General features: G+C 30.6%; 13 protein-coding genes. All 13 read left to right on the top strand.

The genetic code is table 11. The annotated features are described in order from the left end of the window. Positions 1-46: 46 nt before the first annotated feature. The 13 genes from J2Z39_RS00700 (at position 47) to J2Z39_RS00640 (ending at position 15766) form a co-directional block, all read left to right on the top strand. Complete coding sequence (locus J2Z39_RS00700; RefSeq protein WP_209813270.1) at positions 47-1483, top strand: LCP family protein; 1437 nt, start codon at positions 47-49, stop codon at positions 1481-1483. A 40-nt stretch (positions 1484-1523) separates the two neighbouring features. Further along, positions 1524-3059 (top strand): murein biosynthesis integral membrane protein MurJ, encoded by a 1536-nt coding sequence (gene murJ, locus J2Z39_RS00695; RefSeq protein ID WP_209813267.1) that lies wholly within the window; start codon positions 1524-1526, stop codon positions 3057-3059. Between the two features lies 1 nt (position 3060). Then, positions 3061-3684: a sugar transferase gene (locus J2Z39_RS00690; RefSeq protein ID WP_209813265.1), complete on the top strand. Its 624-nt coding sequence runs from the start codon at positions 3061-3063 to the stop codon at positions 3682-3684. Between the two features lie 31 nt (positions 3685-3715). Further along, positions 3716-4822, top strand: a complete 1107-nt coding sequence (locus J2Z39_RS00685; RefSeq protein WP_209813264.1) for a glycosyltransferase family 4 protein — start codon at positions 3716-3718, stop codon at positions 4820-4822. 11 nt (positions 4823-4833) lie between these two features. Beyond that, the gene (locus J2Z39_RS00680; RefSeq protein ID WP_209813262.1) at positions 4834-6153 is read left to right on the top strand and encodes a nucleotide sugar dehydrogenase; all 1320 of its coding nucleotides are present in this window, start codon (positions 4834-4836) and stop codon (positions 6151-6153) included. Positions 6154-6162: 9 nt separating this feature from the next. Continuing rightward, on the top strand, positions 6163-7140 hold the full coding sequence (locus J2Z39_RS00675) for an SDR family oxidoreductase (RefSeq protein ID WP_209813260.1): 978 nt from the start codon (positions 6163-6165) through the stop codon (positions 7138-7140). Positions 7141-7193: 53 nt separating this feature from the next. Next, positions 7194-8327 carry a glycosyltransferase family protein gene (locus tag J2Z39_RS00670; RefSeq protein ID WP_209813258.1) on the top strand — a complete coding sequence of 378 codons (1134 nt, stop codon included), beginning with the start codon at positions 7194-7196 and terminating at the stop codon, positions 8325-8327. A gap of 195 nt (positions 8328-8522) precedes the next feature. Then, positions 8523-9803 (top strand): O-antigen ligase family protein, encoded by a 1281-nt coding sequence (locus J2Z39_RS00665; protein ID WP_209813256.1) that lies wholly within the window; start codon positions 8523-8525, stop codon positions 9801-9803. Positions 9804-9833: 30 nt separating this feature from the next. Beyond that, the gene (locus J2Z39_RS00660; protein ID WP_209813254.1) at positions 9834-11045 is read left to right on the top strand and encodes a glycosyltransferase; all 1212 of its coding nucleotides are present in this window, start codon (positions 9834-9836) and stop codon (positions 11043-11045) included. Between the two features lie 36 nt (positions 11046-11081). Next, the gene (locus J2Z39_RS00655; RefSeq protein WP_209813251.1) at positions 11082-12116 is read left to right on the top strand and encodes a polysaccharide biosynthesis protein; all 1035 of its coding nucleotides are present in this window, start codon (positions 11082-11084) and stop codon (positions 12114-12116) included. Positions 12117-12129: 13 nt separating this feature from the next. Beyond that, on the top strand, positions 12130-13329 hold the full coding sequence (locus J2Z39_RS00650; protein ID WP_209813250.1) for a UDP-N-acetyl glucosamine 2-epimerase: 1200 nt from the start codon (positions 12130-12132) through the stop codon (positions 13327-13329). Positions 13330-13331: 2 nt separating this feature from the next. Further along, positions 13332-14528, top strand: a complete 1197-nt coding sequence (locus J2Z39_RS00645) for a polysaccharide biosynthesis C-terminal domain-containing protein (RefSeq protein WP_209813249.1) — start codon at positions 13332-13334, stop codon at positions 14526-14528. 98 nt (positions 14529-14626) lie between these two features. Further along, positions 14627-15766 (top strand): glycosyltransferase family 2 protein, encoded by a 1140-nt coding sequence (locus tag J2Z39_RS00640; protein WP_209813248.1) that lies wholly within the window; start codon positions 14627-14629, stop codon positions 15764-15766. Positions 15767-15828: the final 62 nt, after the last annotated feature.

Below are 15828 nucleotides of genomic sequence, written 5' to 3'. Positions count from 1 at the left end.
ATGTTTAAGGAAATATATATATTATAAGGTCAGATGGAGTGGATTAATGGAAAGATCTAGTAACAAATTTTCAAAAATTGTAGTCATATTAGCTACTATTATTAATATTTTCTTTTTTATATTTTTGTTTAGATACAATATTTTACCATCAAAACAAAGATTGATACTATTGTTAATTTTTGCAATCTTTATTGCTTATTCTCTATATTCAGCATTCAAAAAAAAGAAATCATCAAAAGCTCTTACAGTTTTTGCAGTTATATTGATAATTACAAGTATATTACAAGGCTTTTTTGTAGCTTATGCTAACAAATCAATCAAGACTGTAGAGCAAATCAATCAAAAAAATGAACTTAATAAGAACGAGATGTCTTTTGTTGTATTAAAAGATTCGAGTATCCAAAGCCTAGAAGAAGCAGCTACCAAAGAGATAGGAGTTGCCAATGCTTACGATGAGGATAATACTAAAAAAGCCTTAGCGGAATACAAAAAAAATTATTCATATGATCTTATTACAAAAGATATGCGTACTTATTCACAAGCAGCCAGTGCTCTTATGAGTGGCGAAAGCGAAGTGATGCTACTTAACGAAAACTATAGACCACTTATAGAAGAAGATATAAAGAACTTTTCAGAAAAGACAAGGGTATTAGAGTCATTAGTAGTAGCAGATGATAAGAAAGAAAAGAAAGAAAAAGAACAAGTCAAAGAATCAGAATCATTCAATGTCTACATATCAGGTATCGATACCTATGGTAGTCTTTCTACAGTATCTAGATCAGATGTAAACTTAATATTAAGTGTCAATCCAGTAGATAGAAAAATCCTTATAACAACAGTGCCAAGAGATACCTACCTAGCTTTAGGCGGAGATAGTAATAAACTAGATAAGCTTACTCATGCTGGATTATTTGGTATAGATACATCTATAAGAAGTTTGGAAAATTTATTGGATGTTGGTATAGATTACTATGGTAAAGTTAACTTCACCACACTTACGGAGCTTATAGATGTTATCGGTGGAATAACCGTAGATAATCCTGTGGCCTTTACAGCTTCTAGTGGCAAATACGATTTTCCTCAAGGGAAAGTAGATATGGATGGTAAGAAGGCATTAGCATATTCTAGAGAAAGATACAATCTATCAGAAGGAGACTTTGATAGAGGTAAAAACCAAACTAGAGTCATGACAGCCATTATTAAAAAGATGCTTAGACCAGAAATCCTGCTAAACTTCAACGAAATATCAAGCATAGCTCTTAAGTCAGTAGACACAGACATATCCTATAACAAGATGATAGAACTAGTAAATAACCAATTAGAAGACGGCAGAGATTGGACAATAGAAACACAAGCACTAAAGGGTGAAGGAGCAAGTGGTTTAAACTCATATCTCATGCCAAATTCCAAACTTTACATGATGCAACCAAACAAGGACTCCATAAAAGAAGTCCACGACAAGATAGAAGAGAATAATAAGTAAGATAAATAGAACACAAAAGATAAACTTAAGGAAAGAAATAATGGGACAAACGACAATAGTGCTGATGATCTTAACAGTAATATCTAAAATATTTGGATTCGTAAGGGAATCAGTAATGGCGTCGGTAATAGGAGCTGGTGACTTAAAATCAATTTATGTCACCGCCACCACTATCCCAGATTTAATGACCTACACGGTAATAGTAGGCATTGTCGCTGCCTATATACCTGTATATACAAAAATAAGCTCTGAAAAAGGTGAAGGCGAAGCAGAGAATTTTACATCTAATCTAATAAATACGCTCATGATATATGGAGCTATAGCTTTTTTTATTGTAATTATTTTTGCAGGGCCCATATCCAAATTATTCTCACCAAAACTTACAGGCGATACCTTACAATTAGCAAAAGACTTTACTAGGATAATGGCTATATCCATATTTACTTTCCTGTATTCATCTGTAATTAGAGGATATCTAAATGCCAAAGGGAACTTTATTGATCCAGCAATACCAGGAATTATCATAAATGTATTCGTAATAGTATCGACTATACTTACGGGTATTTTTAATAATTCCTACATTTTAATTATAGGAACTCTAATAGGATATATTATTCAATTCGTTCGATTCCCATTTGTGAGTCGCAAGCTGGGCTATAGTTACAAGAAAACTATAGATTTTGAAGATCCTTACATAAAACATATGTTTACAATAATGATTCCAATCATTATCTCAAGTGCAGCAAATAAAATAGCTATACTAATTGATAAATCTATGGCATCAGCTTATCTAGGTATAGATTCTGTAGCAAAGATTTTCTACACTGAAAACATGCTGGATTTTATAGTGGAAGTATTTGCTATAAATATAGCAACAATAACTCTTCCTCAAATAGCGAAACTAGCAAATGATGGTAATATCAATCAGATGAAAGAAAAAACATCATCGACCCTGGTACTTACAATGACTGTGATAATACCAGCGACTCTTGGATTGATGGTTTTATCTACACCTATTATAAGACTAATATACGAAAGAAATGCCTTTAGCCCAGCAGACACAAGTATTGTAGCGTCACTATTAGTATCATACGGACCATACATCATTTTTATATCTATACTAAAGATAATATCAAATGCATTCTATGCAGTTGGAGATTCAAGGTCACCATTGTTAATTATCTTATTTCAACAAGTCATTAACATGGTTTTAAATGTATTTTTAGTAAAAAGATATAACATTGATGGCATTGCACTAGCGACATCTATTTCTACAATAATTGGGAGTATATGTATGATGATTGCTTATTATAATAGATTTGGGAGTCCAGCAAATAATAAAAATATTTTGTCGACTGGAAAAATTTTAGTAAGCTCAATTGTAATGGTATTAGTAGCAATAAGCACCTACGACTATATGACAATTAAACTATCATTAGTACCAGGCCTATTAATATCAGTTCTTTTAGCGGGTATTATATATTTAATTTGTATTGGATTATCTAAGATTGATGTTGTGGATGGGTTAAAAAGTGAAATGATAAGCAGAATAAATGATAATAAATTAAGGAAGTAATATGAAACCATATATTGTTACAAAAAGAATATTAGATGTATTGATTTCATTGATATTAATTATACTACTATCTCCCTTGCTTTTAATTATTTCAATAGCAATTACGATTGATAGTCCAGGGCCTGTTTTTTATAGACAAACAAGAACCGGTTTAAATGGCAAAGATTTTACCTTGATAAAGTTTAGATCTATGGCTGCGGATAATGATGTTTATGATTTTAAAACAGGAGATAAGATTACAAAAGTAGGACATTTCATACGAAAAACATCACTAGATGAACTTCCTCAATTAATTAATATATTAGAGGGAGACATGTCTTTTATAGGACCTAGACCATGGTTACCATTATTTAATGAATACTATACAGAATATCAAAAACAAAGATTTTTAGTAAGGCCAGGCATCACCGGACTCGCACAAGTAAGTGGACGTAAGGATTTGAGAATATTGGATAGAATAGATTATGATGTTAAGTACGTAAAAAGCATGAGTTTTAGGATTGATACAATTATTTTTCTAAAAACTATTGAAGTTATACTTAAGAAAGAAAATAATACATACGCTAACTATACCATTGAAGACGAATTTAATGATTTAATAGGTAATTACGAAAGATATACTTAGAGTAAAAATGTTAATTAATCGAGGTGTAGATATGGGAAAAAAAATAATGATTGTTGCGAATGATACCTCTTATTTTTATAGATTACGAAAAGAAATCTTAGAGAGAATATTAATAAATGGTAACGAATTAGTAGTTGTATCAAAAAAAACAAATTTTGTTAGGGAAATAGAGGAGTTAGGATGCAAATTTATAAACTTAGATATACCAAGACATGGAACTAACCCGATAGATGATTTAAGGTTGTATAGAAATATAAAAAGAATTTTAAAATCGGAAAAACCAAATTTGGTTTTTACTTACAATATAAAACCGAATGTCTATTTTGGAATAGCATGTAATAAACTTAATATTCCTTTTATTCCTAATATTACTGGATTAGGCGGAGCACTATTAAATCCTGGATTTGTTCAGCTTATTTCAAGAAATCTTTATAAGGCTGGATTAAAAAAATCAAAAATTGTATTTTTCCAAAATGAATTTAACAAAAACTTTTTTTTGAAGAATAAAATAATAAGTAATGAGAAGAGATATCATGTGATACCGGGTTCAGGAATAAATTTAGGATACTATTATTATTCTGATTACCCTTATGCAAATGATACGATAAATTTTATCATGGTATCAAGAATAATGAGGGACAAAGGTATAACTGAATATCTTGATGCAGCAGAAAGTATAAAATCAAAGTATCCAAACACTGTATTTACACTAGTTGGAGATTATGATGATTTGAGCTTTAAAGATAGAATTGATAATTTAAATGATAACGGAATTATAAATTATCTTGGTTATAGAAAAGATATTGATAAATTAATTAGAAGATCTCACTGCTTGATTCATCCTTCATATCACGAAGGCTTATCCAATGTTCTTTTAGAAGCAGGTGCAACTGGTAGACCAGTGATAGCTAGTGATGTTCCAGGGTGTAGAGAAACATTTGTTGATGGTGTATCGGGTCTAGCAGTAAAGGTAAAAGATTCAGAAGATTTAACTCACAAGATAGAAGAATTTATTAATATACCTTATGAGAAGAAAGTTCAAATGGGAAAAGCTAATAGGGAGCATGTATCAGAAAATTTCGATAGAAAAATTGTAGTAGAAAAATATATAGAGTGTATTGAAAAGTTTGCTAAATAGGCAGGAGCATTATGTATAAGGAATTATTTAATAAATTAAAAAATAGAGAAATAAGTTTATCTGTTGTAGGCTTAGGATATGTAGGATTGCCATTAGCAGTGGCCTTGGCCAGAAAATACAATGTATATGGTTTTGATATAAATGAACAGAAGATAAACTTATACAAAAATGGTGAGGATCCAACTAATGAAGTAGGAGATGAGGAACTTTCTAAATCAGATCTAAAATTTACTAACGAACCTAAGGACTTAGAAAAATCTAAATTCCACATAGTTGCAGTTCCAACACCTATAAACCAAGACAAAACTCCAAATCTTACACCTGTTGTAGAAGCTAGCAAATTATTAGGCCAAAACCTTACTGAGGGTAGCATAGTTGTGTATGAATCTACAGTATATCCAGGAGTTACAGAAGATATATGTGCGCCTATTTTGGAGAAAGAATCTGGATTAGAGTGTGGAGTAGATTTTAAAATTGGATATTCACCAGAAAGAATCAATCCAGGTGATAAAAACAACAGACTAGAAAATATAGTCAAAATTGTATCTGGTATGGATGAAGAGAGTCTTGAAATAGTATATGAAGTTTATAGCTCAATTATCGATGCAGGGGTACATAAAGCACCGACTATAAAGGTTGCTGAAGCTGCAAAAGTAATAGAAAACTCACAAAGGGACATAAATATTGCTTTTATGAATGAGATATCAATCATATTTGACAAAATGGGTATAGATACCAAGTCAGTGCTAGAAGCAGCTGGTACTAAATGGAACTTTCTAAACTTCTACCCAGGATTAGTTGGTGGACACTGCATAGGAGTAGATCCATACTATCTAACATATGCTGCCAATCAATATGGTTACAAAAGTGAAGTAATACTTTCTGGTAGAAATATCAATGATAGTATGGGAGTTTATATAGCTGATAAGCTTGTAAAAGTATTAATTGGAGAAAAGAAAAATCTAAATACTGCTAAAGTCGGTATACTAGGATTTACTTTCAAAGAGGATTGTCCAGATACTAGAAATACAAAAGTATATGATATAGTAAACGAGTTGAATGAATTTGGAGTAAATCCAATTATCGTAGATCCAGAAGCTGATAAAGAAGAAACCAGAGAAATCTACAGCATAGAATTAGAAGACTTTGATAAATTAAATGATTTGGATGCTCTTATAGTAGCGGTATCTCACAAGCAGTTTAAAGAGTTAGATAAAGATAAGATTTCTGCTTTATACAATGATGGTAAGAAAATTCTATTTGACCTAAAAGGAATCTATGATATAAATGAATATGAATCTGATGATGACTATGCATATTGGAGATTATAAGGAATAAATATGGGATACAAAGATATAAAATTTGAAGAAGATAGTTTATTTTTAGTAACTGGTGGAGCAGGGTTCATAGGATCTAATCTATGTGAAGCCTTACTGAAACTAGGATACAAGGTTAGATGCCTAGATGACCTTTCCATGGGAAAACAAGCAAATATTGATTTATTCATTGACAATCCTAACTATGAATTTATTAAAGGCGATATTCAAGATCTAGATACTTGTATGAAAGCTACTGATGGTGTGGACTATGTACTACATCAAGCAGCATGGGGATCTGTACCAAGAAGTGTAGAAATGCCTTTAAAATACAATGATATCAATATCAAAGGTACCCTTAATATTTTTGAAGCATCTAGACAAAATGGAGTGAAAAAAGTAGTCTATGCATCTAGTTCATCAGTATATGGTGATGAAGAGACACTACCTAAAAAAGAAGGAAAAGAAGGAAAAGCTCTTTCTCCATACGCCTTAACAAAAAAAGTTGATGAAATGTACGCAAAGATATATGCTGACCTTTACAATCTGGATACTTACGGGCTAAGATATTTTAATGTGTTTGGTAGAAGACAAGATCCAGACGGTGCGTATGCTGCAGTGATACCAAAATTCATAAAGCTATTGTTAAATGAAGAAAGACCAACCATAAATGGAGACGGCAAGCAAAGTAGAGACTTCACATATATTGAAAATGTAATTGAAGCTAACCTAAAGGCACTAAAAGCGGATTCAAAGTATGCAGGAGAAGCCTTCAACATTGCCTACGGTGGCAGAGCATATCTAAATGATATGTACGATACCATAGCAGAACTAATGGATAAAAGTGACATAAAACCAATATATGGCCCTGACAGAGTTGGAGATATAAAACATTCCAACGCTGACATAAGTAAAGCAAAGGAAATTCTTGGATATGATCCAGATTGGAACTTTGAAGATGGTATTAAAGAAGCTATAGATTGGTATGTGAACAACCTATAAGTTGATATTGGAGTTATATTTATTAATTAATGTTGTAGTTAGGAATAAAATATATGACTGATACTATTATATATATAGGTGGCTTTGAGATGCCCGATAAGAACGCAGCAGCTCACAGGGTATTGAATAATGCAAAAATATTTAAAGATATTGGGTATGATGTTGTTTTTTGTGGAGTTGATAAAAGTATAAGTGCAGACTCTAATAATGTCGAATATTTTGATGAATTTGCAAGTATGCCTACGGCATATCCAAAAAGCAATTATCAATGGATCAAAAGTTTATTAGACTTTAATCATATAAAAAGAGTTATTAAAAAATATCCAAATACTAAGTTTGTAATTGCTTATAATATGCATGCAATACCACTCTCAAAACTAAGAAGGTACTGTAAAAAATCTAATATTAAATTAATTGCTGATATTACAGAATGGTATGACAATAGAATATCCATAAACCCTGTTAAATTTATAAAATGGATAGATACAAATATAGTGATGAGAATATTACATAAAAGAGTAAATGGTATTATTGCTATTAGCGATTATTTAAAAAATTATTATAGCAAGTATGTTTGTAATATTGTTCAATTACCTCCGTTAGTAGATATCAATGACCCTATTTGGAATCCTAAAAATGTTGAATATTGGAAATCAGGTATAATTAAGTTTGTTTATACAGGTAATCCAGGTAGGTCAAAGGATAAATTAGAAACTATTATAAAGTATTTATATAAATATAAGAACCTGGATTTTAAATTTAGTATTTATGGATTAACAAAAGATGACTTTTTGAAATATAATCCCTCATATAGAGAAATTATTAGCAGTTTAGAAAATAAACTGGAATTTTTTGGTCGGGTCAGCCATGAAGAAAGTGTAAACGCTTTATATCAGTCTGACTACTGCATTATACTAAGAGATAGGACTAGGAAAAATATGGCAGGATTTCCAACAAAATTTGTTGAGTGTGTCACATCGGGTGTTGGTATAATAGCGAATGATTTTAGTGATATTTCAAAATATTATCCAATGGATAACTACTACATGGTTAATAGAGTAGAAGAATTGGAGGAGGTTATATATGATTGTATATCAAATGGCAGACTCTCAAATTCTACTATTGATATTTTTCATTATAGTAATTATTTGAACGAAGTAATAGATTTCTTAAATCAAATAGATTAAGTATTTATTTAGTAATGAAATATTAGAAGGTATTTTAATTTAATTCTATTGTAAAATAATCATTTGAATTTGACGGTTTAAAAGTATATTCAATTGGAATTTTTTTTAAATTATTTATAAATAAAAATTTGGTATTTAAAATATATTATTAAAGTCAACATTTATATATAGATTATAGTAAGTTAGGATTTTAACATGACTGATTTTAAAAGATTAAAAAATATTATTCCTCAAAACTTAGTTATATTAGCAACCTTATCAATTATTATCTGTGCATTCTTAGTAGAGTCAAATAATCAGTTGATTGCCTCAATAGTAACTTTAGTTTTATCAATTATATTAGGATTACAACCAGTACCAGTAGCAATTTGCTTTATTATGATGTTAATTCCTAGTAGTAGATCAGTAGAAGCATTTGGCATTTCTGGCGCGGTATTAATATCTTTTTTTTGTACATTATTTAATATAATAAATCATAAAAAAATTGATAGGAAGCTCATTGTATTCTCTCTTATATACATTTTGTATAGTCAGCAATATTTAATTAGATTTGGTGATATAAATATATCAATAATTATGCCGGTTAAAATTATAGTGTTTATTTTATTGTTTTCATTTTTAATAGAAGACTGTATTATAACAAAGGATATTGATTCATTTTTATATAGTGCTAACACTGCTCTGTTCATTGGCATTATTAGCTCAGTTATCCCAAGTATTATAATTGGAACTGGGATTAGATTATATGTTATAAATAATGATTCAAACATGCTTGCAATTGAATGTGTATTCGCATTTTCTATGTATAGCCATCTTTATTTTGTTAGAAATATATTATCAAAAACTTTTTTCGTTTTTTCGTCGATAACTCTGTTTATTTTGACGATTATGTGCGGGTCTAGAATGGGGATAGTTTTATTAATATTTGTATTAATTAGCTCAATTACTATGAATATACGAAATTTAAAGAAATATTTACTAACATTTCTATCACTGTTTATATTATTATTTATATTTATTAATTCGGATTTTGGGCAACAATTGATTCAAAATATAATTATTAGAAATAAAGCATTGATATCCAACCAAAATTTTAATAATGGTAGACTGGATATTTGGTCAGATTATCTTACCGTACTGAACTCTAATAAATGGTTGTGGATATTTGGGCTTGGTGATTACAGGCGTTTTGATTTATTTTTTATGGCTCATAATTTTATAATTGAGGATATTGCCGCTTATGGATTAATTGGACTAATTATTTTATATTTTATTTATTTTTATTCATTTAAAAATATTGCGAAACATCTTAATATAAGATTCTCAAGAATATCTTTATTCTCATTAGTTCCTTTGCTTGTACCAATCATCGGGGGAATGACTTTGCATGGCTTAGGAAGTTTACCAAATTATTCTATGCTGTTTTTGGGATTTTTAGCTATTATAAGTACAGAATTAAGCAAAAACAAAAATTAATGTAAATTTAAAATATATAGAGGATACTAAATGCGAATTTTACAAATTAATATAACCATGGATATAGGAAGTACTGGAAAAATTGTACATGATATTTCCAATTATATAACGTCAAGAGGTCATGAGAGTTACGTCATGTGTGGATATCAGCTAAAAAATTATGATAATGTGTACTGCTTTTCTCCAGATTTTTTACAATTTAATACAAAGAAAGATACTCTTATTTCTAGAATCACTGGGAAAATGGGATATAGATACAAATCAAAGACTAAAGATGCAATGGCATGGATTGAAAAAATAAATCCTGATATAGTTCATCTTCACAATATACATGGTGATTGGATAAATGTTCCGGTTTTAATTAATTATCTGGCAGACAAAAAGATTCCGATTGTGTATACTCTGCATGATTGCTGGAGTTTTACAGGCAGATGTTCACATTTTGAGAATATACAATGTTATAAATGGAAAAATGGTTGCTATGATTGCAAAAACTTAAAAGTATACCCTATTTCTTATTTTTTTGATTTTTCTAAAGAAATGTGGCAAGATAAACAGGACTGGTTTAGTAGGTTAAATATAGTTAAGATAATTACACCTTCTAATTGGCTTAGAGATTATGCATCAGAATCAATATTAAAAGATTACTCTATTACTACGATTAATAATGGTATAGATACAGATAGATTTAGACCTTCTTTATATGATGAAAGTTCTATTAATCAAACCGATAAAAAAATTATTTTAGGTGTAGCATCTACATGGACGAAGTTTAAAGGACTACATGATTTTTATGAATTAAACAGACTTATTGATCATAGTAAATATCAAATAGTATTAGTTGGCCTTAATAAAAGACAGTTATCTGATGTGCCAGATGATATAATAGCAATTGGCAGAACTAATAACGTAGATGAGCTTATTGACATATATACAAGATCAACAGTATTTGTAAATATGACTTACTTAGATAACTATCCCACTGTTAACCTAGAAAGTATTTCTTGTGGCACACCTGTAGTAACATATAATACTGGTGGAAGTCCAGAAAGTATTAATAAGTCAACTGGCTTGGTTGTCGATCAGGGGGATATTCCTGCAGTATTAGAATCAATAGAGTATTTTTCTAATTTAGATAGAAAAACTGTTGAAAAAGATTGCAGGCTATATGCTGTGAATAATTTTAGTAAAGAAAATAGGTATGAACAGTATTATAATATCTATCATAATATTATGAATTAAGGTTACTAATAGATTAATTATAAGAAAGAGAGTGCAATGACTTTATTTAAAGAAAAAACATTAATGATAACTGGTGGTACAGGTTCATTTGGAAACGTAGTACTAAATAGGTTTCTAGAAACTGATATAGGAGAAATAAGAATATTTTCTCGTGATGAGAAGAAGCAAGATGATATGCGTCACGATTTTCAAGTTAGGATGCCGGAAGTTGCCCACAAAATCAAATTTTATATCGGTGATGTCAGAGATCTGGAATCTTGTAGAAATGCTATGCGTGGAGTGGACTATATCTTTCATGCAGCTGCTCTTAAGCAAGTTCCATCTTGTGAATTTTTCCCTATGGAAGCTGTAAAAACTAATGTTATAGGAACTGATAATGTACTTACAGCTGCAATAGAGGAAGAAGTAGAAGCTGTTATATGCTTATCTACTGACAAGGCTGCTTATCCAATTAATGCTATGGGTATGTCAAAGGCTATAGAAGAAAAAGTTGCTATTGCGAAATCTAGAAACTCTGGCAAAACAAAGATTTGTTGTACAAGATATGGTAATGTAATGTGTTCTCGTGGTTCTGTTATTCCACTTTGGATTGATCAAATACAATCTGGCAACCCTATTACTGTAACTGAACCAACAATGACAAGATTTTTGATGAGTCTTGAAGAAGCGGTTGATCTTGTTATGTTTGCCTTTGAGCATGGAGAAAATGGTGACCTGTTGATTAGAAAATCACCTGCTTGTACGATTCAAACTCAGGCAGAGGCTGTTTGTGACCTTTTCGGTGGAAACAAAGACGAAATAAAAGTTATAGGAATCCGTCATGGTGAAAAAATGTATGAGACCCTTTTGACAAATGAAGAATGTGAAAAAGCAATTGATATGGGAGATTTCTATCGTGTTCCAGCTGATAATAGAAGCTTGAACTATGACCAGTTCTTTACTGATGGTGATAAGCAAAGAAGCACTTTAAAATCGTTTAATAGTAACAATACACGCAGATTAGATCTTGAAGATACAAAAGCGGAAATCTCTAAATTAGATTATATACAAAATAGACTTTTAGAGAAGTAAGATTGGGTTTATAATGGATTATAAATTTGAATGGAAAAATAATGGTAAGACAAAACTTTGTATAGGTTTAGGTACTAGACCAGAGATAATACGTCTTGCTGCTGTCATCAAAAGATGTAGAGAGTACTTTGATGTTTGTGTCGTTTATTACAATCAGAACTGGGACAGAAATCTTAGTACAGTTTTTTGGGAAGATTTTGAACTGATAAATAGTCAAGGAGAATTTGGACCGGATATTATTGTTCCAGTTGTAGGAGATAATCTTGGTGAAACTTGTGGCAATATTATTGCAAAAAGTTATGAGATTTTATCTGAACTCAATCCAGAGGGGTATTTAGTTTTAGGTGATACCAACTCTTGCTTATCAGCATTATCAGCAAAAAGGATGCATATTCCGTTGTTCCATATGGAAGCGGGGAATAGGTGCAAAGATGAATGTCTACCAGAAGAAACAAACAGAAGAATTGTAGATGTAATCTCAGATGTCAATCTACCTTACTCAGAGCCAGCTAGAAAATACCTACACGAAATGGGGATGCCTAAAGAAAGGACATTTGTTACAGGATCACCTATGGCAGAAGTTCTATCAATGAATCTTGACAAGATAAAAGAAAGTGATGTTCTAGATAGACTTGGCCTTGAAAAGGACAAATATATCTTACTATCTGCTCATCGTGAAGAAAATATCGACACTAAAGAGAATTTTATTAGTCTTTTCACAGCTATAAATTCACTTGCGGAAAAGTACGATATGCCTATTCTATATTCATGTCATCCTAGGTCTAGAAAAAGGCTTAAAGAAAGTGGATTTGAATTAGATCATAGAGTTCGTATTAATGAGCCATTAGGATTTAATGACTATAACAATCTTCAAATGAATGCTTTGGCAGTTGTTAGTGACAGTGGAACTTTGCCAGAAGAGAGTAGCTACTATCTTTCAATAGGCAGTCCAATTGCTGCTGTCTGTATAAGAACATCCACAGAGAGACCAGAAGCCTTGGAAACAGGAAACTTCATATTAGCTGGTATAACTACCAGAGAATTAATAAATGCAACTGAAATGGCAATCAGTATGAAATTAGATGGAGTTTTGGGAAATCCAACCCCAGATTATACAGATAAAAATGTATCGATGAAAGTTGTTAGGATTATCCAAGGGTATGTTAATGTTGTAAATAAGATGGTTTGGAGAAAAAGTAATCAAGGGAGTTAAGCATGAATATACTTGTCACAGGTGCAAAGGGCATGGTGGGCACCTCACTTGTAAATAATCTTAAAAATATAAGAGATGATAAAAATAGAACTAGACCAAACTTAAAGATTGATAATATATTTGAGTATGATCATAAGAGTACACAGGATGAACTTGATCAATATTGTAAAAATGCAGATTTTGTTTTCAATCTAGCTGGGGTTAATAGACCTAAAAATGAAGAGGACTTTATGAGAGGAAACTTTGGTTTTGCAAGTACTCTTTTAGAAACGCTTAAAAAATATGACAATAAAGCTGGGATAATGTTATCTTCATCCATCCAGGCAACACTTAAAGGGAGGTTTAAAGATAGCGAATACGGTAAGAGCAAGAAGGCAGGAGAAGACTTATTCTTTGAGTACGGAGAAGATACAGGATCACCAGTATATGTCTATAGGTTTCCAAACTTGATGGGCCATTCTAAACCAAATTATAATAGTGCTATAAGCACATTCTGTTGGGCGATTGCCAATGATGAATCTTATAAAGTAAATGATAGAAGTACTGAGCTAGAAGTTTTGTATATAGATGATCTTGTAGAGGGTATGCTCGATTTATTAGAAGGAAAAGAAAAACATTGTGACTTTGAGAGTGGAAATATGGTTGCAGATAATAATGGTAAGTTTTGTTACATTCCCGTTACTCATTTTGTTACACTAGGTGAAATTGTAGACTTGCTAGAAAAATTCAAAGATCAGCCAAAAACACTAATGATGCCAAAAATGCCAGAGGGGTCATTTGCTAAAAAACTATTCTCTCTTTATTTAACATATCTACCTACGGATAAATTTAAATACCAAATGAAAATGAATGTAGATGATAGGGGAAGTTTTACCGAATTGATTCATACAGAAGATTGTGGACAAGTATCCATAAATATAAGTAAGCCTGGTATCACTAAAGGCCAGCACTGGCATAACTCTAAATGGGAACAATTTATCGTAGTTCATGGTCATGGACTTATACAAGAAAGAAATATCAATACAGATGAAATAGTTGAATTTGAAGTAAGTGGTGATAAAATCGAGGCAATATATATGATTCCAGGATGGACTCACAATATTATAAACTTATCAGAAACAGATGATTTAGTGACTGTGATGACTTGTAATGAAATATTTGATCCAGATAAACCTGATACTTTTTTTGAAAAAGTTTGAAATTGAAAATGAAACGATACAATAAAACTTACATTAAATATTTTGTAAGAAAATTTGAACATAGTTTTATAATATGAATATTAAACTAAGGTCAATTTATGCAAAAAGAAAATTTAGATAACTCAAAATTAAATAGAAACTACAACAATAGATTATCAAGGTCTTCTTCAAAAAAGACTTGTGAGTATAAATTCGAAAAACCTATGATTTCCGTTCTAATGACAGTTTATAATACTAAAGAAAACTGGTTGCGTTACTCTATAGAAAGTATTTTAAACCAAACCTATGAAAATTTCGAATTTATTATTGTAACCGACTGTCCTACTGATGGAAGTGATGATATTGTTGATGAATATGCAAAAAAAGATAGTAGGATAAAACTAATAAAAAATAATGAAAATTTAGGAATTACAAAAAGCTTAAATATAGGAATGGATGCATCATCAGGCTTATTTATAGCTAGGATGGATTCTGATGATATATCTGTTAATAATAGGCTAGAGCGCCAGTTACAATTTATGTTAAACAATGAAGATGTAAGTATAGTAGGCTCTCGAATTGTAAAATTTAATCATGATATGTTCACGATCGGTTCTACTAAATGGAGAAATAATGCGCGAGAGGCAAAAGTGAGTCTTATCTTTGGAAATACAGGTATAGCTCACCCTACAGCATTTATTAGAAAATCATTCCTGGACACACATAATGTATCGTACAATGAGAAATATATTAAATCACAAGATTACGGATTATGGATCGATACTGTAAGCAGTGGAGGAACCATATATGAAATGGACGATATTTTATTATATTACAGATCATCGCCAACTCAAATTTCCACTATGAACAGGAGTGAGCAATCCTACTATAGAGATATGATTATGATTGATTATTTAAAATCATTTTATTCTCCCTCAGAATCAGACATTTTAATTCATAAAGATTTGGTAAAACGCAAATATCAATATAGTAGTGGGGATTATATAAATTATCTAAATAAATTAAAGGCAAAAAATACTAACTTTGATCCGAGTTTATTAAATCTTGAGATTTTATCATTATGGTTAAAGTTCGCATTAAAAAGTAAGGACTTAAAATTAATCGTAAATATATTTACTCTAAAATCCATTTTAAGTCCAGGAGTTCTACGTCTATTGATTAATCAACAAGTAAGAAAATTGATATATAATAAGCAAGTTAAGAAATTTATTAAAACTAATAATAAATTTTATTTATAGGAACTAGAGTAACATACTACGAAAATGAAAATTAATCCACATTTATTAAGTTATAGAAATTA

It is taken from the genome of Anaerococcus nagyae (assembly GCF_017874535.1).
GTDB classification, from domain to species: Bacteria; Bacillota; Clostridia; order Tissierellales; family Peptoniphilaceae; genus Anaerococcus; species Anaerococcus nagyae.
Note: the sequence above shows the minus strand (reverse complement) of the source record. Positions and strands in the feature narration are given on the sequence as shown.